Source organism: Bacteroides sp. ET71 (assembly GCF_023336905.1).
GTDB lineage: Bacteria > Bacteroidota > Bacteroidia > Bacteroidales > Bacteroidaceae > Bacteroides.
Window position 1 is genome coordinate 24,864 of record NZ_JAMBLS010000025.1, and the last position, 25,267, is coordinate 50,130.

The following is a 25,267-nucleotide window of genomic DNA, read 5'->3' on the forward strand; positions in this document are numbered from 1 at the left end:
TTGGTTATTCACTAATTTGTTCACTGGTTTTGCCGAACCGACGCTCTCTTTTTTGATAATCGCAGATGGCCTTGCAAAACTCTTCTTCTTGGAAGTCGGGCCAATAAGTGTCACAAAAGTAAAGCTCGGAGTAAGCGCACTGCCACAGTAAGTAATTGCTCAGGCGTAACTCGCCTCCCGTACGGATCAGCAAATCGGGGTCGGGCATGAAGTTTGTGGTTAGATAGCGCGCGAATATGTCACTGTTGATTTCCTCGGCCGAGAGTTCTCCTTTTTGGACAGCTTGCACTATTTGTTTGGCTGCTTCTGTTATTTCCCAGCGAGCCGAGTAACTTAAAGCCAGAACCAGGCTCATGCCCGTATTTCCTGACGTGTGTTCAATGCAGGAATTGAGCCGTTCGCAGACTTGCTTGGGCAATTTCTCTGTATCGCCAATGACGCGGAAACGGATGTTGTTTTTCATAAATGTCTCTTCTTCGATGGAGTCGAAAAGCAAGTGCATCAATGCTGATACCTCTTCGGCCGGACGTCCCCAATTTTCAGTAGAGAACGTGTATAGTGTCAAGTACTTTATCCCCAACCGTGCGGCTTTTTCCGCAATGACATGAACGGTTTCTGCGCCTGCCTGGTGCCCGAAGCTTCGTTCGCGTCCACGCTGTTTGGCCCATCGCCCGTTCCCGTCCATGATGATGGCAACGTGTTGGGGTATCCGGTTCGCATCTATTTGTTCTTTATATGACATTGTTTCCTTCGTTACTACGTTTATGCCCGACGGCTTGTTTCCTTATTATATATATGTGTAGGTCGCTTTGTTGGCATCCGGTTTGTTATTCTCTTTCAAATCCTAACTTGTTGAGCCTTCCGTGCCATACTTCTGTAGCGGTTCCGTTCCCTCCAAATATCACCCAAATGAAGTCTCGTTTCTCGTCAACTGCCGTAACTCCTTGAGGGGTGTGGTCCACAGCGACGGTATAAGACGTTTTTCCTGCAAATGATGGCGGCAGTAAGAACTTACGCTCGATTTCCTGCCAAGCAATGCCTGTTTCTGATTCGTAAATATCTTCCATAGTGCCGCCAAAAATGTAAAAGCGGTTGTTGTAGCGCATGATGAAAGGATTGTCCATGTCGGGGCATGAAGCGTTTTCCGTATTAGTTTCCAAGGCAGCCCAATCTGTGCCGTCAGCAGTCATCCAAGGAATCGTTTTTTCTTCGTTGCTACGTGGCATGCCGGTTATGACTGTCTGTCCGACACGGCTACCCGTTGTATAGTTGGCATAATAGATATGTTGCGTGGGAAAACCTTCCGGAACAGCATTGCCTGAAGTCCAGGATTGACCGTCGGTGGTAGTACAGAACTCTTGTGCTCCTGCTTCGTTGAGGCGGATTCCTGCCAATGTAGCAGCCCTCCCGGTTATGTCGTTCGAAGGAATGTTGGCCAAAAGGGAGAGGACGTTACCGCTCAGACCCGTCACTTCTTCCCAGCTTGTGCCGGTGATGTCGGAGCTATATACTGCGCCTTCTGCCAGAATGTAAAGCCTGTCGTTGAAGTTGGTGAGCGTGGTAATGTCTGCTTCTTCTGGCAGACCTGTTACCAATTGCCTGCTCCATCCGTATTGTCCCGGCGCTGTTGATGTGCGGTAAAGTTCGGAAGTGGACGTGTACAGCAAGAGTTCATCGTTCAGTATGACAACTTTCTGTCCTTCTTGGTTGATTGTCTGCGATATGGGGTCTCCTTCGCGGTCCATCCGTGTCCACATCAGCGAATCCGGGTCTTGACGATGTACACGGATTTGTAGCGTATAATCGCGTGTGGTAACGCCATCGGGGGCATACACTTTCAGCTTGATGCCTTCGCTTCCCGTGGCATTCATGGCAGGGAGCAGGTTGTGATAAGCTTCTGTGTTCAGTACTGTGTCTGCGGATGTTACGGTCCATGCTACGCTGATTTGGTCTATTTGGATACTGTCGATAAGAGTATCAGCATCGACCGGCATGGAATCCAGGTTGTATATGAGGTTGTTTAATTGGTCTATTTCAAACTTATAGTCCACTCCGTGTATGGTCTCAAGACTGAAAGCATGTATGGTTGCATCCGAGCTGTATGCCGTTGTTTCTTCTGAATCCAAACAGGAGCCTAAGGCTATTGATACCAGCAGAAAGCTTATAATAGCTGATAGAAATCTCGTTCTCATTCTTTGTTGTTAGTGTTTATTTACAAGTTGCAAAAATAGGAACAATTTTTGCGATATGCCTCTTTCGAACGAAGTTTTATACAAAATTATAGATAAAATAACCGATTTCCACGATAAACTCTTGGCTAATGAGGCTTATAGCCAATCTTCGCGTTCCCAATAATGACGAATGAACCTGCCGAAATGCTGCTCTGTGCAGGCAATTTTTTTTCTATTTAACACTGGAGCGGCCACGCCGTCGTGCAGACATTCCGGGGCTGTTTCGACGAAGGCTTCATCCCAAAGGCCGGCATCGATGAATGTTTGCAGGGTGGTGGCACCACCTTCGACCAGCAGCGATTGCAGGTTCCGCTGGTAAAGCGATTCCAGCAGTTGGGGCAGCAGTGGTTGGTTGAAATCGGCCTGGATATATTCCACTCCCGGCTGTTCGGCATGTGGTGTTTCAGTGAAGACCAGTGTGCGTGCGCGTCCGTCAAACAGGTGTAGGTCTGAGGGCAAGGTGTTTTGCCTGTCTATGGTGATGCGGACGGGTGAAGGACCGTACCAATGGCGTACTGTCAGACTGGGGTTGTCTAACAATGCCGTGCGTGTGCCTACCAGGATGGCACTGTGTTCTGCCCGTCTTTTGTGCACCAACATGAGGGTGTAGGTATCAGACAGTTGGGCTGGCGTTCCGCCCGTCCGGTTGATGTCGATGAACCCGTCGGCTGATTGGGACCATTTCAGCGTGATGTAGGGGCGGTGCAAGGTGTGGAAGGTGATGAAGCGCCGCAACAGTTGCCTACATTCTGTTTCCAAGACTCCTACGGTCACTTCGCATCCGGCGTCCAGCAACTTTTGTATGCCGCGTCCGGAAACCTTGGGGAAGGGGTCGCGGCATCCTATTACGACGCGGGGGATTTGCTTTTCGATGATGAGGTCGGCACACGGGGGAGTTTTCCCGTAGTGTGAGCAAGGCTCCAGGCTGACGTATAGCGTGGAACGTCGCAAGAGTGATGGTTCTGTCACTGACCGGATGGCGTTTACCTCGGCATGGGCTTCTCCGCAACGCACGTGGTAGCCTTCGCCGATGATGCGTCCGTCACACACGATAACGGCGCCTACCATGGGGTTGGGGGCTGTCTGACACAGCCCGTTGCGCGCCAGTTGGATGCATCGGCGCATGTATTTTTCGTTTTCTTCCATATTCCTTATTCTGTAAATACTGTTCCTGCATGAAGGTGGCGGCCGCTTGGCTTGGCCGCGCAAATGTACGATTTAATTTGGAGACTGCGAAGAAACGTTCTTCCTTTCGCTCACTCGTTTAACGTTCCGCAATGGGGGCAGATGCCTTTTTGTGTCAGTTGGTTGCCGCAGTTTCCGCATCGATAGCGCACTGTGCGGAGCGAACGGTAGAGGCAGTGCAGAAACACAAGGACGAAGGCTGTCAGGAAAATGTAGCCTATTCGGATGCGGGTTGTCAGGATGAAGAAGAAGTAACAGCAGATGCAACTGGAGGCTATCCCCAGCAGGTAGTAAACGGCGGAGATGGGCGTGAGCCGACGGAACAGCACATCGACGGTGGCGACGAGGACGATGATGAACAGCCAAAAGCCGGACAGGAACAGGCTTAGCAGCAACGGGACGTGGAAAGGAGAGAGCGTGGGGTTGTAGTAAAAGTGTTCCCACATGTCGGGCACGTACACTTGCATCGTCTCGTACAGGGTGGCAGTGATAGCCATCAGCAGGCAGAGCAGCAAGGGGTAGACGGGGTCCATCTCTTTGAATCCTTTCCACCACAACGGCCTGCGGCGCCACATGCGTATTAACCAGAAGACGGCAAACAACGACAGCACGCTGATGAAGTAAGGCGTGTGCGTGTGGCTGAACAGGTGTATGGCCTCCGAGATGCTGTCGTCGGGCACAAAGGCTTGCTTCATGTCACATTCGCGCAGCCAGCCTTGTATCTCTTGCGTGTGTGCCAGTTTCACCCAGATGCTGTCCACCGTGTCGTTGGGGTGTACGTTAAACTCGGCCACTACCACGCGGTCCCCGCGTTTCAGCGTGTGATAGCTTTCCTTCAGCGGAAGGCCTGCCAGGCGGATGGAGTCGGCGTGCAGCACGAGGTTGGTGTTCCAGGTGTAATGCCGTTCGTAGAGGTAGGTCAGCGAGTCGCACGCGCGGGGGGCTGTGTCTGCGGGAAAGGTGGGGGTGCTGTATTGGCACGAGACGGTGGCCAGCAGCAGGAGCCACCAGAGCCATCCTTTCGGAATACGTGTGCCTGTCGCCTGGCTTTTGGTGCATGCCGTCGGGTGCTTGTGTTTACTGTTCCGCCGCATAGACTTTCATCTGACAATTTTTGCAGTCGAACGACAGGCGGAACCGTCGTCCGTCGGTCGATACCAGGTAATAAGGTTCGCGGTAAGGGCTGCGGCCTTTCTGGTGGGTGGGGCACCAGCCCATGCTGAAGCGCAGGCAGTGGCGGCAGAACATCAGCGCGGCTTCGGGGACCGCTTGTGCTTCGTAGGCCGGGGCGATGCGGTGCACGCCGTGCGACAGGTAGAACTGCCGTGCCTGTCCGTTCATTACGTTGCCCAGATAGGTGAGCGAGTCCGCAAGGTAGGGATGGTGCGTTTCATGCCGCGGTGACAGTTCGCGCCGGTAACCGATGCGCCTGACGTCCAGCAACCGTTGCACCACCTGTCGGCGCCAGTCGGACAGTACCGACGAGGGCAGGAACCATTCGGCTGTCAGCTCCACGTCGGCTTCGTCCTGTGCCTCGAATGGTGTGTTGCCCAGCTTGGCTAGTTGGGCACGTATGTTGGCGGCCTGCGGGGTGCGGGCCGGTTGCTTGTCGTAAGGGAAAGACAAGACGGCGCGATGCCCTTCGTCGTCGGTGGCACCGAGGGCAAAGCCCGTGGCTGTCTCCCACAACCGCCAGTGCAACCGGATTTTACGCTCGGCCGAGGGACGCGCCAGCAGGCGTTCGAACTCTTGGTCGAAATTGCGGTACAACGGGGTGCGGGGTGCGATGCGGGGCACTTGTCCGGCTGGCAGGGCGGGGTAGAGGCGGTTGCCCTCCACGCGGTTGATGCGGAAACCTTGCAGTTGCCCCCGTTCGTCCAGGTAGCACAGCCCGTCGCCGTTGTGGAAAGGCTTGACTCCTGCCACGGTCAGGCAGCCGGAGCGTTGCTCCTTCAGCGTGCCCATCTCCTCGCCCAGCGATTTGGGTGTGTCGAACGAGGCGATGTCGCGCGTGCGCCCGTCCAGGAAGTAGTTCGTGAAGCCGCGGCTGAAGCTCTTGTCCAACTGCGGTCGGAACGTGTATCGGCAGGTGCCCGACGAGGCACGGACGTATTCCTGTCGTCGGGCCAGAATCTCGTCCAGCTTCTGGCGGTAGGCGGCTGTCACGTTTTTCACGTAGCTGACGTCTTTCAGCCGGCCTTCTATCTTCAGCGACGAGGCTCCGGCGTCCAGCAACTGTTCCAGCCGCTCGCTTTGGTTCAAGTCTTTCAGCGACAGCAGATGTTTGTTGCGGGCGATGGTGCGTCCGTCGGCGTCCACCAGGTTGAAGGGCAGGCGGCAGAACTGGGCGCACTCGCCCCGGTTGGCACTGCGGCCGAAGCAGGCTTGGCTGACGTAGCACTGCCCGCTGTAACTGACGCAGAGCGCTCCGTGCACGAAGACTTCGAGCGACGTCTGCGGGCAGGCCTGGTGGATGCGGGCGATGTCGTCCAGCGAGAGTTCGCGCGCCAGCACCACTTGGCGGAAGCCTGCTTCGCTCAGGAAACGCACTTTCTCCACCGTCCGGTTGTCCATCTGCGTGCTGGCGTGCAGGGGGATGGGGGGCAGGTTGAGGCGGGTGATGCCCATGTCTTGTACGATGAGTGCGTCTACGCCTGCCTGCCAGAGCTGGTGAATCAGTTGTTCGGTCGCGGCGAGCTCGTCGTCGCGCAGCAGCGTGTTGACGGTGGCGTAGATGCGGACATAGTAGGTGTGCGCATAGTCTACGAGCCGGGCTATGTCTTCTATTGAATTGCCTGCCGCCGCCCGGGCGCCGAAACGCGCTGCGCCGATGTAGACAGCGTCTGCACCGTGGTCCACGGCAGCCAGACCGCAGTCCAGGTTGCGGGCGGGCGAGAGGAGTTCGATGGCGCGCGGTTTCATCACTGGATGTTGTTGATGTCGTAGGGCGTCTCCTGGTAGACGAAGTAGTTGAGCCAGTTGCTGAACAGCAGGTTGGCGTGCGCACGCCAGCGCACCAACACTCCCTTGGCAGGGTCGTCGTCTACGTAATAATTGCGGGGCATCTCGATGGGAAGGCCTTTGCCCAGGTCGCGGCGGTACTCACCGTCCAGCGTCAGGGGCGAGTATTCCGAATGGCCGGTGACGAAGAACTCGCGCCCGCCCCGCGCCATGACCAGGTAGACGCCGGCTTCGGGCGATTCCGACAGGAGGGTGAGTGCGGGGACGCGCAGGATGTCTTCGCTCCTGACTTCGGTGTGGCGGCTGTGGGGCACGTAGAACACGTCGTCGAAGCCGCGGAAGATGGGGTGCAGGGGCTGCAGGGCGCGGTGGGGGAAGATGCCGAACATCTTCTTCTCCAGTGGATATTTCGGGATGCCGTAGAAGTGATACAGGCCTGCCTGTGCCGCCCAGCAGATGTAGAGCGTCGACGTGACGTGCGTCCGGGCCCAGTCGAATATCTCGGTAATCTCGTCCCAGTACGTCACCCGTTCGAAGTCCATCTGTTCCACGGGAGCACCGGTCACTATCATCCCGTCGTAGCGTTGTTCGCGCATTTGCTCGAAGTCGGTGTAAAACGCCTTCATGTGCTCTATCGGGGTATTCTTGGGCGTGTGGCTTTTGATTTTCATGAACGAAATCTCCACCTGGAGCGGCGTGTTCGAGAGCAGGCGCACCAAGTCTGTCTCGGTCGTTATCTTCAGCGGCATCAGGTTGAGTATGGCTATGCGCAGCGGGCGGATGTCCTGTCCCGTGGCACGCGTCGTGTCCATTACGAATATGTTTTCCTGCTTCAAGAGTTCGATGGCAGGCAGTTGGTCGGGTAATTTAAGTGGCATGTGCTTGTCTCTTCCTTTTTTGATGATTTCGGCCCGTAAAGATAGTGAAAAGCAGGCAGATGTGTGCAGGAAAATAAGATTTATTAAACTCTGGAGGTCGGACGGGTGTCTTTCGTTCCTTTTTAACATCTTGTGAGACAATAGGTTGCTTCTCTCCCTTCCGGCCCTTCCTTCTTGTCCGGAAGAGGCGCGGCTCTTGTCCGGGAGAAGCACGGCTCTTGTCCGGCGGAAGCAAAGCGGGGAAAAACACCGGGCGGGTGTAACAAGCAATGCATAGATTCACTAACTTTGCGCCCGTTTTTCAGCAATAACTGTTTAAAGGAATATTCTAAACTGAAGCATCATGATTCGTCAATGCGCCATCCTCTTCGGATGTTTAGCTTTGGGTGAGCTCATCGTCTGGCTGACAGGCGTCAAACTTCCTTCCAGCATCATCGGGATGCTGCTGCTCACTTTGTTCTTAAAGTTAGGTTGGATCAAGCTGCACTGGGTGCAGGGCATGTCCGACTTTCTGGTTGCCAACCTGGGATTCTTCTTCGTGCCGCCCGGCGTGGCACTCATGCTCTACTTCGACGTCATACGGGCGCAGTTGTGGCCCATATTGATTGCCACGGTGCTGAGCACGCTGCTGGTGCTCGTCGTCACCGGGTGGGTGCACCAGCTCACGCGCAAGGCCTCGAACAAGGCGGCCGACCATTTGAAACATTAACCCGGGGCGTTCCCGATTTTAAACACATACATCCTTATGAACTTTCTGGAGAATGAATTTTTCCTGCTGGCCGTCACCTTCGGTGTCTTCTTCCTGGCCAAGCTGTTGCAGAAGAAGACGGGCCTGATGCTGCTCAACCCCATCCTGCTGACCATCGCCGTGCTGATTGTCTTTCTGAAGCTGGCCGGCATCAGTTATGAAACATACAGCGAGGGCGGCAAGCTGATTGAGTTTTGGTTGAAACCGGCCGTCGTGGCCCTCGGAGTGCCCCTCTACCTGCAACTCGAGACGATTAAGAAACAACTCCTGCCCATCCTGCTGTCGCAACTGGCCGGCTGCTTCGTCGGTGTCGCTTCGGTCGTGATTATAGCCAAACTGATGGGCGCTTCCGAAGAAATCATCTATTCCCTCGCCCCCAAGTCGGTCACCACCCCCATAGCGATGGAAGTCACCCAATCATTGGGCGGCATCCCGTCGCTCACGGCAGCCGTCGTGGTCTGTGTGGGATTGTTGGGCGGCATCCTCGGGTTCAAGACCCTGCGCCTCATGCACGTGGGCAGCCCCATGGCCCAAGGCCTGTCAATGGGCACCGCAGCCCATGCCGTGGGCACCTCCGCGGCGATGGACGTCAGCCGGAAGTATGGCGCCTTCGCCAGCCTGGGACTGACACTGAACGGCATCTTCACAGCCCTGCTCACGCCGACCATTCTGCGTTGGTTGGGGCTGCTCTGAGCACATCCGTCTCTATTTGCGGGCATTTCTCCCTGCGTCGATGCGCAGGAAGATGAAGAGCAAGATGCTGAAGCCCCACAGCGAAGAGCCTCCGTAACTGAAGAAAGGAAGCGGGATTCCGATGACTGGCGTGAGTCCCAGCACCATGCCCACGTTGATGAAGACATGAAACAGAAAGATGCTGGCCACGCTGTATCCATACACCCGGCCAAAAGTAGTCGGCTGGCGCTCGGCCAACCAGATGAGGCGTAAGATGAGCGACAGGAACAGGACAAGTACGCCCGTCGAACCGATGAAACCCTGTTCTTCGCCCACGGTGCAGAAGATGAAGTCCGTGTCTTGTTCGGGCACGTATTTCAGCTTCGTCTGCGTGCCGTTCAGGAAACCCTTGCCTGTCAGTCCGCCCGAACCGATGGCAATCTTCGATTGGTTCACGTTGTATCCCGCTCCGCTGGGATCTTCTTCCAGCCCCAGTAAAACCTGGATGCGCACCTGTTGGTGAGGCTCGAGCACGCTGTTGAACACATACTCCGACGAATAAAGGAAACCCACGGAACAAACGGCGAACAACAGCGTCAGCAGATACGTGCGGCGGCGCGTCCGAAGAGCCAGCCAAACCAAGTATCCGGCCAGGACGACGCACAACCCCCATAAGACATAGACCACGTTGAAAGGAACGGCCCAATGCGACAGCGCGACAGCCGCAAGGGTGCAGCCAGCCACACTCAAGGCTATGATGTTGGCCTCGGTCGTGCGGCGTGTGTAGACCCGCAGCATCAGCGCAGCAAACAGCAGGATGAGTATCAGTACAATGAACTGCCCCAATGGCGTAGGTGTATCCCACAACTGTGCGCTGGCAAAGCGGATACCCACCACAAAGTAGAGCACGGCACAGAGCCCCGCCAATAGAACTATGCCGGGCATGCCTTCACGATAAAGCACCAGAAAGAATGCCAGATATACCAAAGCACTGCCTGTCTCGCGCTGTGCGATAATCAGCAGCATGGGAATCAGAATAATAAGCCCCGTGCTAAGAGCCTGGCGCACATTCTTCAGACTGAATCCGTAGACACTCATGCACCGCGCCAGGGCCAGGGCCGTGGCAAACTTGGCAAACTCTGCCGGCTGCAAGCTTACGGGACCCAGAATGAGCCAGGAATGGGAACCCTTCGTGTCCGGAGCAATGAAAATCGTGACTATCAGCAGCACCAGCATCACCCCGTAAATCAAGTAGGCATACGCCTCGTAGAAGAGGTCGTCCAGCATCATCAACACGCCGGCCAGTCCCAGCGAACACAGTGCCCAGGCAAATTGCTTGCCCGCCCTTGTCGAGAAGTCGAGTAATTCGTGCTCGCTATAATCGTAGCTGGCACCGCAGATGCTCATCCATCCGAACGCCACCAGCAGCACATAAAGCCCGATAGTCAGCCAATCAAGCGATTTCAGTATCGGTTCCCTGCGTCTCATCGGCCATCCTCCCCATAACTTATCGTGCGGTTGCTAAAGTCTTCGGCCAACAGCTCGTTTGCTTCCGACAAATGGCCGTGCAGGTACTGGTCCATCATCAGTGCTCCGATGGGCACGCCATACGTCGCTCCCCAACCCCCGTTTTCGACGTATACCACGATGGCTATCTGCGGGTCGTCTTTGGGCGCAAATCCCATAAAAACCGAATGGTCCTTACCGTGCGGGTTTTGTGCCGTTCCGGTCTTGCCACAGGCTTCCACATCAGGCAAAATGCTGCCCACCAGCCGGCATGTGCCACTGCCCGTACTGCCTGTGACTGCGGCACGCATGCCTTCGGCCACCCAGTCGTAATACTGGCTGTCTATGCCCGTATATCGGCGTTGCACATAAGCAGTATCCAGTTCATTGTCTTCTATCTCTTTTACGATATGCGGCGTCACGAACCAGCCCCGGTTGGCAATCGTAGCCCCCAGGTTGGCTATCTGCAAAGGAGTGGCCAGTATTTCGCCTTGTCCGATAGAAATACTAATAACGGTCAGTCCGTTCCAACGGCCGCCATACGCCTTGTCATAGAACTGGGCGTTGGGTATGAGTCCTCTCTGTTCGCCCGGCAAGTCCGTGCCCAGCCTGTATCCGAAGCCTTGCGCCACCATGTGGTCTTTCCACACCGTGATGGCATTTTGGGGCGAACCATATTTTTTGTCGCCGAACATGTAATAAAGCCCCCAACAGAAATAGGCGTTACAAGAAGTGGCAATGGCCGGCACAAGGGAGAGGGGAGAGGCATGGCCATGGCAACCTACCCGCAATCCCCGGTGGATAAACCCGTGCGAACACGGATAGCTCGGACTTTCCTTGCCTACAATGCCTTCCTGCAAAAAGGTCACGGCCTGTGCCGTCTTGAAGGTGCTTCCCGGCGGATATGTGCCTTGGATGGCACGGTTCAGTAGCGGTTTTTGCTTGTCTCGTTGCAACTTCATGTGGTTGTCCCCCCTTTGTCGTCCTATCAGCAGGTGAGGGTCGAAGGTGGGGGAAGACACCATGCACAGAATCTCTCCGGACTTGGGTTCGATGGCTACTATGCTTCCTATCTTTCCCCTCATCAGGCGCTCGCCCAATTGTTGCAGCTTGATGTCAATGCCCAGTTTCAGGTTCTTGCCCGGGACACTGGGGCGGTCCATTTTCCCGTCCATGTAATGTCCCTGGATACGGCCATGTGCATCACGCAGAAGGATTTCCACCCCCTTCTCGCCCCGCAAGTATTTTTCGTAGCTTTTCTCTATGCCTTGTTTGCCTATATAGTCTCCGCTTCGGTAGTACGGGTCGGCTTCGATGTCTTTCTGAGAAACTTCTCCGATATCTCCCAGGGCATGGCCGGCTACGTCGTACGTATATTGCCTGATGGTCCTTCGTTGGATGCCGAATCCGGGAAACTTGTAGAGTTGTTCCTGAAACACACCACATTCTTCTGCCGGCAGTTGTGTGAGGAAAATCTGTTGGGTGTAGCGCGAATACCCCGGGTTCTTGCGGCGGTCTTTGACTTCTTTCATGCGGCGGTCGAACCAATCCTTCGTGATGCCCAGCGCCCGGCAGAAATCTGCCGTGTCTAACGCTTCCACTTCACGGGGTACGAAAGTAATGTCATAAGCCGGCTGGTTGAACACCAGCAATTCTCCATGCCGGTCGTAGATAGCCCCGCGTGAAGGATATTGTACTTTGTTGAGAAAGGCGTTGTTGTCGGCAAACTTCTTGTATTCGTCCGACAACAATTGCAGGTCCAGCAAGCGTAGCACATAGATGAACACAATGAGTACGGCTGCTCCTCCGATGATGTATTTCCTTTTCTCCAGGTTATAGTTTTTCGCCATTTCATTCCTCCATTGTTCCGTGTTCCTTCCTTGATTGGCCGGTATTCCTTTCGTTTTTGGGTTGGCATGATTTGTTCTATCGCTCTTTGTTGGCAGGCGTTCTGCGTATTCCTTCGATGGCAGTGATGCAAGCCATGGTCAGTACGCTGCTTGCCACCATGTGCAGTACAGCCATTCCGGCATGTGCAGCCGAAAAATATTCGATGGCATACAAAGCCGTATGGTGTAGCAGTGTGCATACCGCCACATACTTTATGAACGAGCCTGCCCCCATTGTACGGAAACCGGGGATGAAATTGTCGGACATATCCCTTGGCATGAACAGCCGTAAGAAGAAGGGACGTACAAACGCCAGCAACACACTGGCACTTGCATTCATTCCCGGCGTATCTGCAAACATGTCTACTGACAGTCCCAAGGCAAACGCCCAAAGCATTTGCTCTTTTCGTCCCGTATCTGAAGCAAACTTAATCATCAGATAGATGTACACGAAAGGCGTGGCAAAGCCTTCCATGTGTACGTTGTTCAGTATGAGCACCTGCACCAGCAGAAGCCCCACGAACCAGCCTATCCTATGAATATAATCTTGTATCAAGGTGTCCTGTTATTCGTTAAGTTGTTTTTCCAGTTGCTTCAGTTCTTCTTGTCCTTCCCGGGCTATGACACGCACGTCGTCCACTTTGCCGAAATCCGTAGCCAATTTGATTTTCAGTAAATAAGACAATCCGTCGTGCGAGTCGGACATTTCGTCGATAACCCCCACCAACAGTCCGGGCGGGAACACGGCCGAATAACCGCTGGTCACCACCGTGTCGCCCACGCTGAACTCGGCATGGCGGGGCAGGTCGCGCAGGTAAGCATACTGCGTGTCTCCGCCTTCCCACTTCAGGTAGCCGAAGTAATTGCTGCCTTGAATCTTGCAACTCAAGCTCGATTTGCTGTTCAGCAGCGAAATGACCAGCGCATAGTGGGGAGTGGTCTTGTAGACAATGCCCACCACGCCGTTGGCATTGACCACCCCCATTTCCGGGCGTATGCTGTCGGCCGAACCGCGGTCCAGAGTCAGGTAGTTGTCCAAGTGGTTCACACTGTTCTTGACCACGTGAGCCTTATACAGTTTGTAGCTTCTGTCCGCAGGGATGGAGTCGAGGCTGTGGTAAGCACTTGTATCAGACTGCATGTCAAGCAACTCTTTTTCCAGAGAGGCTATGCGTTGTTCTAACTGCATGTTACGGTCCAGCAAATCTTCATTGACCTCTTTCAAGTGGAAGAAGGAAGTGACACTGCTTTTCATCTCGAACAACTTGCCGGATATGGCATTGGTCGAGGTGAAGAACACGCTTTGCTGGTAACGGTTGAAGCGGAATAATAAAACAAAACTGGCTACCTCCAGCAAGATGAAGAGGAACCAGTAATTGTATTTTACCAGAAAATCCAGCAGATTCCGCATACGCCGTCGCCGTTATCTCATTAAGAACGAGAACTTGTCCACATTCTTCAGCGCGATGCCTGTGCCTTTGGCCACTGCATGCAGCGGGTCTTCTGCTATGTGGAACGGTATGTTTATCTTGTCCGTCAGACGCTTGTCCAATCCGCGCAGCAAAGCGCCTCCACCGGCCAGGTAGATGCCGTTGTGCACAATGTCTGCATACAGCTCGGGCGGAGTGTTCTCCAAAGCACTCAGCACGGCCGTTTCTATCTTCGAGATGGACTTTTCCAGACAGTGGGCTATTTCCTGGTAGCATACGGGCACTTCCATGGGCAACGCAGTGATACGGTTCGGACCATATACGATATAGTCGTCCGGGGCATCCTCGCCCAATTCGGTCAGTGCGGCGCCCACGTGTATCTTGATACGTTCGGCCATACGCTCGCTGACCTTCACGTTGTGCTGCCGGCTCATGTATTCTTGTATGTCGGCCGTCAAGTCGTCGCCTGCGATGCGGATAGAGTTGTTGCTCACGATACCTCCCAGCGAGATGACCGCAATCTCTGTCGAACCGCCACCTATGTCCACAATCATGTTGCCTTCCGGCGCTTCTACATCTATGCCGATGCCTATGGCGGCCGCCATGGGCTCGAAAATCAGGTATACATCACGTCCGCCCGCATGTTCGGCCGAGTCGCGCACGGCACGCAGCTCTACCTCCGTACTGCCCGACGGCACTCCGATGACCATCCGCAAGGAGGGAGAGAACAGCCGGTGCTTGCGGTTCACCATTTTCACCAGTCCGCGAATCATCTGCTCGCAGGCATAGAAATCGGCTATCACGCCGTTGCGCAAGGGACGGATGGTGCGGATGTTCTCATGAGTCTTTTCGTGCATCATCTTCGCCTTTTCGCCCACGGCAATCATTTTGTCCGTGCGGCGGTCCAAGGCCACTACCGACGGCTCATCCACTACAATCTTGTCGTTGCAGGTGATGATGGTGTTGGCCGTCCCCAGGTCCATCGCTATTTCTTGTGTAAAAGAGAATAAACCCATTTTAAATTGAGAATTGAAAATTGAAAATTAGGAACTGAGAATTGAAAATTGAGAATTAGAAAATGGGAGATTGCGTGACATCTTAGGTCCTGTTTAAAAATCGCTCTCTCTGTCATGTTGAGCAAGCGAAGCGTAGTCGAAGCATCTCCCTACTACTTCTCAGGCGCATAGTGAGATCTCCCGACTGTGTTCGGGATGACAGGAAAATGGATCTTAAACAGGCTCTTACTCTCATTTTTTAATTCTCAATTCTCAAATTTTCATTTATTTAGTGTTTGAAGTGGCGGAATCCGGTGGTCACCATCGCGATACCGTGTTCGTTGCAGTAGTCAAAGCTCAGTTGGTCCTTGATGCTTCCACCCGGCTGGATGACCGCCGTAATGCCTTCCTTGCCGGCAATCTCTACGCAGTCGGGGAAGGGGAAGAAAGCATCGCTTGCCATGACAGCCCCGTGCAGGTCGAAGCCGAAGCTCTTGGCTTTTTCGATGGCCTGTTTCAGCGCATCTACCCGGCTGGTCTGTCCGACGCCGCTGGCCAGCAATTGCTTACCCTTGGCCAGCACGATGGCATTGGATTTGGAGTTCTTCACTATCTTGTTGGCAAAAAGCATGTCTTCTGTCTCGGCCTGCGTGGGCGCCTTTGTCGTGACTGTTTTCAGGTCTTCGGGTGTTTCCACCTTCAGGTCGCGTTCCTGCGCCAGCACACCGTTCAGCAGAGAGCGGAACTGTTTTTTAGGCAGCTCGACCGGTTTGCGCACCAGGATGATGCGGTTCTTCTTCTGTCCCAGCACCTCGAGGGCGTCAACGTCATAATCCGGCGCGATGATGACCTCAAAGAAGATATTATTGATTTCTTCGGCCGTTTCTTTGTCTACCACTGCGTTGGTGATGAGCACCCCTCCGAAAGCCGAAACCGGGTCACCGGCCAGGGCGTCTTTCCATGCCTCCAGCACGGTGGGGCGCGAAGCCAGGCCGCAGGCATTGTTATGCTTCAAGATGGCGAACGTCGTTTCCTGAAATTCGTCAATCAGGTCTACCGCCGCATTGATGTCCAGCAGGTTGTTGTAAGAGATTTCCTTGCCATGTATCTGGTCGAACATCTGCTCCAGATTGCCGTAGAAATAGCCCTTCTGATGCGGATTCTCGCCGTAGCGCAACGCCTTCTGGTTGTTGGCCGAGCAGCGGAAGGCCGTTCCTTCTCCTCCGTCGAAATAGTTGAAGATGGCCGTGTCATAGTGCGACGACACGCCGAAAGCCTCTTTGGCAAACCAACGGCGTTCTTCCAGCGTCGTGTTGGCACCACGTTCCATCAGGATGTCGCGCAAGGGCTGATACTGGGCTTGCGAGGCCACGATGACCACGTCGTTGTAATTTTTGGCAGCGGCGCGGATGAGCGAGATGCCGCCTATGTCAATTTTCTCGATGATGTCGGCCTCCGATGCGCCGCTGGCCACTGTTGCCTCGAACGGATACAGGTCGACGATGACCAAGTCTATTTCGGGAATCTGGTATTTTTCAATCTGCTGACGGTCCTGCTCCAAAGCACGGCGGCACAAGATGCCTCCGAAAATTTTGGGATGCAGCGTCTTCACCCGCCCGCCCAAGATGGAAGGGTAGGTAGTCAGGTCTTCCACTGCCTGGCAGGGATAGCCCAACGATTCGATAAACTGGCGGGTGCCGCCTGTGGAGAGAAACTGCACGCCTTCTTCATGCAGTTTGGTGATGATTTCGTTCAGTCCTTCTTTGTGATAGACGGAAACCAGCGCTGTCTTGATTCTTTTTGTCTCGGACATGATTCTAATGTTGTTATATAAGTACGCGTATTTTATAATAGTCCCGCAAAGGTACGAATTTTGTCGGTTAGCCCGCATAGGAAAAAGCGTTAAAATTGGAGGCGGGTGGAAAGTTTGTGGCATTGGCAGCCTGGCGCGGGGTGCAAATGGGGTGTGTCGCTGGGTGAAGGCCGGGGTATGTTTCAGAAAGATGAGGCGTCGTGAGATTGTCTGTCTGTTTTGAGAATAATATGCTTGCGAGTAAAATATCTGTATGATTATTGCTACCAAAGTCGTTCCAGATTCGTCTTTTGTTCGTTTCTAAGCACTCGAACTTGGTACGACTTTGGAACGACTTTGGTAGGAATTTGGTCGGGGTTTGAAGAGGTTGTGATGCGAAAGGTAAAATTTATTTATAATAGAGGAGCGGATTTGAGAGACTGTCGGGGCGTTGCTTGTTGTGGAACAATTCTTGGCATAATCGTTGTGGGGATTTTAGGGTCTGTTTAAAAATTACTCTCTCTGTCATGTTGAGCAAGCGAAGCGTAGTCGAAACATCTCCCTAATACTTTTCAGGCGCGCAGTCGAGGAATCTTACTGCGTGCATGAGGGGATAGGGTGCGTTCCGGCTGCATTGCACTCAACAATGACTAGAAGACTTTTAATGCTCTTAGGAATGAAAAAATATTGCTTCCCCTTGGCCATTTAGAGGTAAATGTGTATATTTGTGGCGAGGTGCAAAGCGTTGCCTTCAAACCTTTTTGTGAGATAAAAAATTGTAAGAAGCGTTGTGCTTCATTCTTGTTCTTGAGAACCTGAGAAATTTTCAAAACGTACGAGAATGGCACAGTCGGTTCCTACGCTGGTTTCCAGCGTGAGTCTGCTGTCTATTATCATTTGTGTAATCAGGTTTTCTCAGGATCTTCAAGAACGATGAATAGCACGCAGTTCCACGCTTGAACCGAGAATGATTATATACTAATCTGATAATCAATTTATATATTAGTTATTTGATACCGTATAGTTCCCATATTCTGTCGGTTTCCCAAAGGTTATTATTATTTTGCTCCACTGTCTAATAAAAGCTCTTCATTTTGAGGTATGATGTTAATGTTCGCCAAAAGGTTGGTTAGCACAACCCATTGGCGAACTATGATAACCCTAACTTAATGTACTCGGTTCATGATCGGGGTATTAAGCCGCAAAGCATTCTATAATGTCCGATTTTCTTTAAGAATTTCGGACATTTTATTGCTACATCAAGAGTAATATCGTATCTTTGCAACTAGAATCATTGTGGATATGAAGACGATACTGACGAAGGAAATACGAAACATTATAAACCGAAACGGACCGAACAGGCTTTATATGGTGAGCGATTTTGCCCATCTGAATAATGACGGGCTAGTTACTCGTGCGCTTTCCCGATTAGAGAAAGAGGGTGTGCTCATTCGTCTTTCTCAAGGTCTATATTTATGTCCATTACGGAATAAGTTCGGTGTACTTCGTCCCTCTATAGAAGATATCGCATACGCCATAGCGGAAAAGGATAAGGCTCGTATTATACCTAGTGGATTGACAGCATTGAACAAATTGGGACTTTCCACACAGGTCACGATGAATGCAGTCTATTTGACAGATGCCACAGCAAGGGAACTTACTATCGGGAACCGTAAAATCATATTCAAGCGCAGCGCACCTCGCAATTTTGCCTACAAGACAGACCTGTTTCCACTTATAGTCGCTGCCATGAAAGAATTAGGGAAAGATAACGTGACAGATGAACAGGTTGCAATCATAAAACAAGCCATTGAAAAATATGGTAGTCCTGATGAAATCAAATACGATTACAGCATTGCCCCGCAATGGATTAAACAAAGACTTGCATTATGAATTTTACTAAGCTTACAAAAGAAGAACAACTTACCATTTTGGCTAATGTAGCCGAAGAGAAAGGGATTGTGGACAATGCCGTAGAAAAGGACTACTGGGTCAGTATGGTGTTGCGTGCCATATTTTCTTTGCCGTATGCAGCAGCTTTTGTTTTCAAGGGAGGAACAAGCCTTAGCAAAGGTTGGGGATTAATAGAACGGTTTTCGGAAGATATTGACCTTGCAATAGATCCCCAATATCTCGGTTTCACAAATATTGAGACTAAAAGTCAACGGACTAAGTTGCGGAAAGACTCCAAGAAGTTCATAGATGGCACTTTTGCGCTTGACGTAGAGAACAGATTAAAAGAGTATGATCTTTCAGAGTGTTGTAAAGTCATAGTTCCGGAGACGTCTGTCAGCGACCTTGACCCTGTAGTCCTGTTTGTCGAGTATAATTCAGTGCTGCAAACGAAAATGCAATATATACCGGAGCGAGTCAAAGTTGAGATAAGTTGTCGTTCTCTCATGGAACCGTCGGAACAGATAGAAATGCGTTCTATGATAGAAGATGCCTATCCGGATGAAGATTTTTCATTGCCGATATTTGCAGTCCCCACAGTAGTGCCAGGACGGACATTCTTGGAAAAGGTTTTTCTTTTGCATGAAGAGTTTAACCGTCCCAATGGCTGTACGCATATCGAACGTATCACACGACACATGTATGACATTGTAAAGATGATGGATAAACCGTTTGCAATGGAAGCAATGCAAAATGTACAACTATATGAAGACATTGTGGCTCATCGCAATAAGTTTACGGCATGGAGCGGACTGGATTACACAACACATCTTCCGCATACAATATCATTTCTTCCTCCTGAAAGCATTGAAGAGGCTTTGCGGGACGACTATAAGCAGATGCAAATCGGCTTTATTTATGCTAATGCGCCCTCGTTTGATGAGATTATGGAGCAGTTGCATGAGTTGCAGGACAGATTCAGGGCATTGGAATGGAAAAATAATCGTTGACGTATGGCATACATTAATGTTGATATAAACGAAACTGAGATATTCATTAACTATCTTGCATAATGTATGGATTAAATCCAATTGAGGAAGAATTGCAAAATTTTATAATTAGAAATAATTAAGGTCTTATGGCGTTAGAGGTTTTACATCAGCAGGCAGCAACGCACGAGAATGAGCAATTCCGCCGCGTGGTCAAGATAGTAGATGCCGCGTTCAAAAAGCACAATTACGATGGCATTCTTATTGGTAATCCATTTAATGAGAAATATCGGCGCTTTCGTGCAGATGCGATTCTCTTTTTCAATCATGGAGTGATAATTATTGACTTCAAAGACTATTCGGGTCAACTGATTATTCCACGGGGCGATGATGAATTTAAGAGTTATCCTTGGTATGCAGAAAAAGTATCGGACTGCCAGAATATAGAGGTTAAGGCAGGTGCCCATTTCTTGAATCCGTTTCTCCAGCTTGTTTCATATAGAAACGCATTCAGAGAAATCGTTGAGCATAATCCAATTCTCGGGCAAAAAATCAATCCATCCCGGGTGTGCATAGCAAATATCTTTTCAGGACCGCTTAAGCTCAGCAATAAGGTTCCGGGGAAATATCCTTATTATAAGATTGTACAAGAATCGGAGATAGGGGCCTTGCTTTATGATTTGAATAATGATAATGCTTTCGATGAAGAGATAGCCAAGGCGATTAAAAGCATCTTCCCATCCGATGAATATATTCAAGACTATTCATTTGATACGGGGGTGATTTGCAAGCAAGACATCATTGTCGGGAAAGGGGCAAAATCTACTATCGATACCTTTATGCAAACAGAGGGCAACGACCTTCTTGTCTTAACGTCGATGGATGCAGAAGAACGGGATAATTGGGCAAAATACATTTTTTCTATTGCAGATAATTACAGAATTCCTGAAATTCAAGGACTTTGTCATTCAAATAGAATTAGCCGCCGGTTGGGACAGCGCGGGATAGAGGCTTCCAGCCTTTACTCATTCATGTACGGAGGGAACGAGACATCCGAAGATGAAGAAGACGATGAGGCCATGCAGGTTATTCCCATCCGTTCGGATGCCGGATTGGATGAGCGAGCATTGTTAATGGTGTATGATGCGCATCTTGTAAGCCGCAGCCTCTCTCAATCAGATTTGCTTCGCTTTGGAACAGGGCGTTTGCTTGAGGACTTCATCGCCTTTGCCAATCCGGCATCTGAGCGGAAAATCGTTTTCATCGGTGACCCTTATATGCTATCTTTCGGCTCTTCCGACGATTCTGCTATCAATGTGGCTAATCTTCAAACTATCTGCGAGGATAGGGTTATTCATTACTATCATCAGCCGGCCTGCGATTCACATGAGTCCTGCAAGGAGTCTCTAAAATGTAGTCTCGCCAAGAGTATGGATGCACAGCTGTTCAACAACTTGAATTATGCCTTTGATGACGGGTCTATCGTTGAGATCAGGAAAGATGCGATTACCGGCAAAATGAAAGAATGGTTTATGGCTCCATTGCAGCAAGAACCTAAGCAGTCGGTCCTGTTTTTCAAGAAAAGCGACTGTCTGAAAACCAATCTTTGGGTTAAGCATCATTGTTTGAATAATGGGAAGGAACTTGCAGCAGGCGACCTTCTTATTGCCAATAATAATATCTATATCCCTGATGAGACCGGGTTTGGTAATCCCAAAAGAGTGCTGAACGGGATGTATTTTACTGTAAAGGATGTGCTTGAGAAGCATAGTGAAACAATCTCCATTAAGGCTTATCCTCGTCCAATGTTTCTGTCTTTTACAAAAATATCTGTTAAATGTTTGAGCCTAAGTGGGCAGGATGCCGAAATTTGGGTACTTGACAATTATTTGGATTGTTCAGATGAATTGACTAAGGAGGAACAGATTGCAGTTAATGTCTTCATTAATCGTCGTATTACTGAACGAAAGAAGTCGTCACCATTTGCCAAGACTGAATTTTATAGTCAGTTACTATCTGATGCGGACTATCAAGCCCTCTCTAATGATGAGAAAGAAGCGATAGAAAACATTATTCAAAACCGTTCTGTCCAGAAAGAAGATAGGGTACCGGTCAAAACAACGAAAGTGGCCCGTTCATTACTCAAATGTTATTATGATAGGTACGAGAGTGACATTCAACGGTCTTCCCGTGAGAACGATCCGCTTATCAATGTAATGTATGCGAAATATGCATGGGCTATAACTGTTCATAAGGCTGTCGGCTCCGAATTTGACAATGTCATCTTGAAAGGATTCCGCACGGAGAATGACGGAATATGCAATGAGTCTTATTTCAGATGGCTATACAGTGGGCTCTGTGTTACGGCAGGAGTATTCTATATTGCACAACCGCAATATGTCCATCCATTTATGAATTGTACCGTGAGCGAAACAGATTCAGGTGTTAACCCACCGAAGCAATTGCTTATATATGATGGGTATAAAGTGCCATCCCGTTTTTCCGATATGGTTCTTAATAACGTCAATGCGTCAGCTGCTATTTGTGAATTGGCAAAGCTTATCGAACCAAGCGGTTATATCTTGGAGGTGGTCAAACCGTGCAATGATTATTTGACCAAGGCCGTATTTTCAGTACCACAAGGGATAAAAAAGAAATTGGTAATTGATATTCATAACAAGGGTGCTAAGGATTCTTATGGTATCTCGGCAATTAGAATGGAGCCGAATGAGTTAGTTGATGCCACCTGTATTGAGCAGTTCATCGACACAGTCTTCTCCCAGGCTGTGTCATATAATAAATCTGTGGATACTCCTGATTATATTTTGGAAGTCGTTAAGGTATTTGGTGAGCAGATGAAAGAGCGGGGATTCAAGCTTGAGGTAGTGTCCAGTAAAGATTATCAGATTGTCTGCAAGGTTACATCTGATAACGGCAACGCTATGCTCCGCCTATGGTATGGAACCAGCTTGGAAAGCCATAGCAAAGGGTTTATCAACAAAATTGAGATGTTCGACGTTACTGATACCACCATTGCAAGTGAGGTGCGGGAAATGATTGTATTTAAATCAACAAAACTATAATTTAGACAGTAAAAATGGCAAAGTTTAGTTCTCATAATAAGAATGATTACTCCCCTCGCATATCAACTAAAATCTATGCTCTCCGTCGCGATGGTTTATTGGATGATGCCAGACAACTGGCTGAAGATTATCTTCAAAAAAACAGAACAGATATAGATGTTCTGAAAGCCTATGCTTGGACATTGATTGATATCTGCAAAAGGGAGCAACAGAAAGGAAATATTGTAGATGCGCGAAAAATTTCAGCTCTTCTGTCGCGTATGCACTTCGAGACCCAATTCGATGAGTTTGCGGAAATGCTTGTTAGAAAAATACAAGCACTTAGACTAATGGTGAATCCTTTCTACGCTCAGATTCAAGAAGCTAAAGAATTGAGTCAGAAAGGCAACAATGATAAAGCATGGGGGATTCTTACCCAATTGTCAGTAGACGGAAATCTTCCTGAAGAAGCGCATGAAAGCTATGGATGGGCAATATACCGTTATTTGCGAGATCACATTGCACAACTTGATTCAATACAGGTGCGGACGCAACTGAAGAACTATATTTACCTTCATAATGAGCGCCCTTCGATGCTGCATTCCCAAATATTGAACTTCGCCCTTAATTACTCTAAACAAGATGGCAATTTCAAACTCATATCGTTTCTCAAGTTATGGAATCCGAACAATTTGCGACTGGATGATTTTGAAGATTCACGTAGCAACGAAGGCAAAACCATTCCATCGTTGATGTCGAGAATTGCAAAGGCTATTGTTGATTATCCTTTAGATGAGATTCAAGAATTTGTTAGGCTTATCCCCTATAGGAAAGACGATTTTATCGAAATGATAAAAAACCATTTCTTCTGGAAACTGTATCATAGTACTGAGGACGGTGTTTCTTCATCTACATGGGAGCTGTTTAACCAATATATAGAGTTATCCAATGATACTCCGGCCTCTACTTCTCATTCGAAAGTTCTTGGGTTAGCCGAGCGCACAATGAAGGAAAACAATGCATGGCGATTCTATGATTTTTTTAGAGGGTGGAACCCAGAGAAACTAAGAACAGCTGACTGGCAAGAAGAGAAAGGAGATAATGGGGAAACCTATAAACCGTTAGCTGTCAAATCGCTGAAAAGAATAAAAGAAGCTCTTGAGAATCTTTCTGATGAACAACTAGGAGACCTCCAATGGCTTATTGACCTCTATGGAATAGCCATAGAGAAGATACCGGATGATGATTGGAATATCAGGTCGAAAGCGTTACTTCATCTGCGCGCTGGTCAGCAAGCAGAAGCAAAGGATATCTATAAAAAGCTTTGCCAGAAGATGGGAGAGAAATACTACATCTGGAGTGAATTTGCCGATTGTTGGGAAGATGTGGATGTAAAGATTGCTTTTCTTTGCAAAGCTCTAAGCTTAGAGAAGAATGAAGACTTCATAGGGAAGATACGAATGGAATTGGCTCAACAACTAATTAAATCCAAGAAATATGCAAATGCAGTAGTTGAACTTGACCAATATAAGAAACACTATGCTGAAAAGGGCTGGTGTATTGATTCAGAAGTGGATGCTCTTCTTGAGCAATGCTCCTCGGTTACTCCTGCATCTGACAATAATGCGGCACTTTATGCCGAAAATATCTCAAGAGCGGAAGAATACGCTTACGAAGATATTTCTTTCACGGAAGTTGTACTTGTGGACAAATGGAAAAACGGGAACGGAAAGACCATGATAGTTTTTGTCGACGGTAAAGCAATTGAATTTGCTACCGATAAGAAGAGATTTCCAGGGCTAAACGATAGTCATAAAGGACAAGTTTGGAAATTCAAATTGTATAAAGACGAAACAATCCGAACCATTCCCGGTGATTATCCATGGCAGCAGCCCAAGAAAGAAGCAGTAATCAAATATATTCCTTTGACTGCCATTCCCTCAGAAACGGCAGATTGGTTTAATTTGCCGATTCAATATGGCTATGTTCAGTATATAAACACAGAGAAAAAGGTCTATCATATTTATTTGACCGATTCAACACTCGTTTATGAGCACTATGAGCGGAAGGAACTTGAAAAAGGAGATTTTGTCAAACTGCGCCAATACAAAAAGAAAGTCAAGGAAGAGAGCAAGACTTTCTTATGTAACATACAAAAGTGTGCTGAGGATGAAGCTATTGAGAAGTTCAAGTGTAGGATTGCAGCAGTAGATGATGTCAATAATCAGCGTAAACTATTCCATTTTGTATTAGGTACCAAACAGGCTTCGGGTATTCTGCACTATGATCAGACGGATTTGCGTCCATCCGTTGGTGATTGCATTAAGATTCATTATTTTGTCAAGGAAATCAGTGACAAGAAGAATCCGGGTAAGCAAAAGAAATTAGTGGAAGTGCTTAGGGCAGAGTTGACTGACGGGAGTAATAGTGACTTAGTAAAACGCTTCTCCGGTAATTTGGAACTCAAATATAAAGATAGGTATGATGGAGAAGAACCAGATTTTGCATTTATTGGTGATTACTATGTCCATAAAACTATACTGGAAAAATATAACATTACTTCCAATTGTTATGTGAATGCGAAAGCAGTCTATACCGGAGATGGTAATTGGAAAGTGTATGAAATTGAGAAATGATATTATTTATGTAAGTTCGATGAAAACAATTAAAACAAAATCGATTGATTATAAGCATTTAGAGATCCACACCTGTCCAAAGCAATCATAGGTTTTTAGGGAAGAAACAATAAGTAGATAGGGCCGGAAATCTTCATTGGAGCGGTTTACTTCCTTTTGTATATTCTCAAGGCAGGTCGCAAATATGCTCTCATTTTTGAAAAGCCGTACATCCATAAACCAAAACGCTCCATATTTTAAAGAGAAGCATTGAATGATTCGTGTGCGTAAGGCAATTTCAATGTCTTGAATGGATGTGAAAACTAACGTCCTTAGCTTTTTGTCAAACTGATACAACTCAATAACATCATCAAAGTTGCTGTTAGGGAGGAACTGATGCTTATCAGAGTTCGGAACTTCC

Annotated in this window: 19 protein-coding genes; 6 read left to right on the forward strand and 13 right to left on the reverse strand. The window is 49.5% G+C overall.

Features of this window, described 5'->3' with window-relative positions; all coding sequences use genetic code 11:
• Positions 1 to 4: 4 nt before the first annotated feature.
• The 6 genes from M3090_RS11955 to metA all read right to left on the reverse strand — a co-directional run bounded on the left by M3090_RS11955 (position 5) and on the right by metA (position 7,255).
• On the reverse strand, positions 5 to 742 hold the full coding sequence (locus M3090_RS11955; protein ID WP_249056534.1) for an isoprenyl transferase: 738 nt from the start codon (positions 740 to 742) through the stop codon (positions 5 to 7).
• An 85-nt stretch (positions 743 to 827) separates the two neighbouring features.
• On the reverse strand, positions 828 to 2,192 hold the full coding sequence (locus M3090_RS11960; protein ID WP_249056537.1) for a DUF6242 domain-containing protein: 1,365 nt from the start codon (positions 2,190 to 2,192) through the stop codon (positions 828 to 830).
• Positions 2,193 to 2,327: 135 nt separating this feature from the next.
• Complete coding sequence (gene ribD / locus M3090_RS11965) at positions 2,328 to 3,377, reverse strand: bifunctional diaminohydroxyphosphoribosylaminopyrimidine deaminase/5-amino-6-(5-phosphoribosylamino)uracil reductase RibD (RefSeq protein WP_249056540.1); 1,050 nt, start codon at positions 3,375 to 3,377, stop codon at positions 2,328 to 2,330.
• A 110-nt stretch (positions 3,378 to 3,487) separates the two neighbouring features.
• On the reverse strand, positions 3,488 to 4,510 hold the full coding sequence (locus M3090_RS11970) for a hypothetical protein (RefSeq protein ID WP_249056542.1): 1,023 nt from the start codon (positions 4,508 to 4,510) through the stop codon (positions 3,488 to 3,490).
• Positions 4,494 to 6,341, reverse strand: coding sequence for a peptidase U32 family protein (locus M3090_RS11975; protein ID WP_249056544.1), 1,848 nt, complete (start codon positions 6,339 to 6,341; stop codon positions 4,494 to 4,496). The genes M3090_RS11970 and M3090_RS11975 overlap by 17 nt, the downstream gene beginning before the upstream one ends.
• Positions 6,338 to 7,255, reverse strand: a complete 918-nt coding sequence (gene metA / locus M3090_RS11980; RefSeq protein ID WP_249056546.1) for a homoserine O-succinyltransferase — start codon at positions 7,253 to 7,255, stop codon at positions 6,338 to 6,340. The genes M3090_RS11975 and metA overlap by 4 nt, the downstream gene beginning before the upstream one ends.
• Before the next feature lie 343 nt (positions 7,256 to 7,598).
• Here metA and M3090_RS11985 point away from each other — a divergent pair, with 343 nt between their 5' ends.
• Together M3090_RS11985 and M3090_RS11990 are read left to right on the forward strand one after the other, a co-directional pair.
• Positions 7,599 to 7,964, forward strand: a complete 366-nt coding sequence (locus M3090_RS11985; protein ID WP_249056549.1) for a CidA/LrgA family protein — start codon at positions 7,599 to 7,601, stop codon at positions 7,962 to 7,964.
• Positions 7,965 to 8,000: 36 nt separating this feature from the next.
• Positions 8,001 to 8,696, forward strand: coding sequence for an LrgB family protein (locus M3090_RS11990; protein ID WP_249056551.1), 696 nt, complete (start codon positions 8,001 to 8,003; stop codon positions 8,694 to 8,696).
• Between the two features lie 12 nt (positions 8,697 to 8,708).
• Here the strand turns inward: M3090_RS11990 and rodA are convergent, their stop codons facing one another.
• The 6 genes from rodA to purH form a co-directional block, all read right to left on the reverse strand.
• Positions 8,709 to 10,163, reverse strand: a complete 1,455-nt coding sequence (gene rodA, locus M3090_RS11995) for a rod shape-determining protein RodA (protein ID WP_249056553.1) — start codon at positions 10,161 to 10,163, stop codon at positions 8,709 to 8,711.
• Positions 10,160 to 12,031, reverse strand: a complete 1,872-nt coding sequence (mrdA, locus tag M3090_RS12000; protein ID WP_249056554.1) for a penicillin-binding protein 2 — start codon at positions 12,029 to 12,031, stop codon at positions 10,160 to 10,162. Before mrdA ends, rodA begins: the two co-directional genes overlap by 4 nt.
• Positions 12,032 to 12,107: 76 nt before the next feature.
• Positions 12,108 to 12,626: a rod shape-determining protein MreD gene (mreD, locus tag M3090_RS12005; protein WP_249056556.1), complete on the reverse strand. Its 519-nt coding sequence runs from the start codon at positions 12,624 to 12,626 to the stop codon at positions 12,108 to 12,110.
• A 9-nt stretch (positions 12,627 to 12,635) separates the two neighbouring features.
• Positions 12,636 to 13,481: a rod shape-determining protein MreC gene (mreC, locus tag M3090_RS12010; RefSeq protein ID WP_249056558.1), complete on the reverse strand. Its 846-nt coding sequence runs from the start codon at positions 13,479 to 13,481 to the stop codon at positions 12,636 to 12,638.
• 12 nt (positions 13,482 to 13,493) lie between these two features.
• Positions 13,494 to 14,516, reverse strand: a complete 1,023-nt coding sequence (locus M3090_RS12015) for a rod shape-determining protein (protein ID WP_249056561.1) — start codon at positions 14,514 to 14,516, stop codon at positions 13,494 to 13,496.
• A gap of 268 nt (positions 14,517 to 14,784) precedes the next feature.
• On the reverse strand, positions 14,785 to 16,308 hold the full coding sequence (gene purH, locus M3090_RS12020) for a bifunctional phosphoribosylaminoimidazolecarboxamide formyltransferase/IMP cyclohydrolase (protein WP_249056563.1): 1,524 nt from the start codon (positions 16,306 to 16,308) through the stop codon (positions 14,785 to 14,787).
• Between the two features lie 1,281 nt (positions 16,309 to 17,589).
• On the opposite strand from purH, the gene M3090_RS12025 reads away from it, so the two are divergent.
• The 4 genes from M3090_RS12025 to M3090_RS12040 all read left to right on the forward strand — a co-directional run bounded on the left by M3090_RS12025 (position 17,590) and on the right by M3090_RS12040 (position 24,867).
• Positions 17,590 to 18,180: a DUF6088 family protein gene (locus tag M3090_RS12025; protein WP_249056564.1), complete on the forward strand. Its 591-nt coding sequence runs from the start codon at positions 17,590 to 17,592 to the stop codon at positions 18,178 to 18,180.
• Complete coding sequence (locus M3090_RS12030) at positions 18,177 to 19,190, forward strand: nucleotidyl transferase AbiEii/AbiGii toxin family protein (protein WP_204437271.1); 1,014 nt, start codon at positions 18,177 to 18,179, stop codon at positions 19,188 to 19,190. The genes M3090_RS12025 and M3090_RS12030 overlap by 4 nt, the downstream gene beginning before the upstream one ends.
• 128 nt (positions 19,191 to 19,318) lie before the next feature.
• A complete protein-coding gene (locus tag M3090_RS12035; RefSeq protein ID WP_249056567.1) occupies positions 19,319 to 22,252 on the forward strand; it encodes a hypothetical protein in 2,934 nt (977 codons plus the stop codon).
• Between the two features lie 14 nt (positions 22,253 to 22,266).
• The gene (locus tag M3090_RS12040) at positions 22,267 to 24,867 is read left to right on the forward strand and encodes a tetratricopeptide repeat protein (protein WP_249056569.1); all 2,601 of its coding nucleotides are present in this window, start codon (positions 22,267 to 22,269) and stop codon (positions 24,865 to 24,867) included.
• Positions 24,868 to 24,915: 48 nt separating this feature from the next.
• Here the strand turns inward: M3090_RS12040 and M3090_RS12045 are convergent.
• The coding region (locus M3090_RS12045; RefSeq protein WP_249056572.1) for an Abi family protein at positions 24,916 to 25,267 on the reverse strand (352 nt) is incomplete at its 5' end.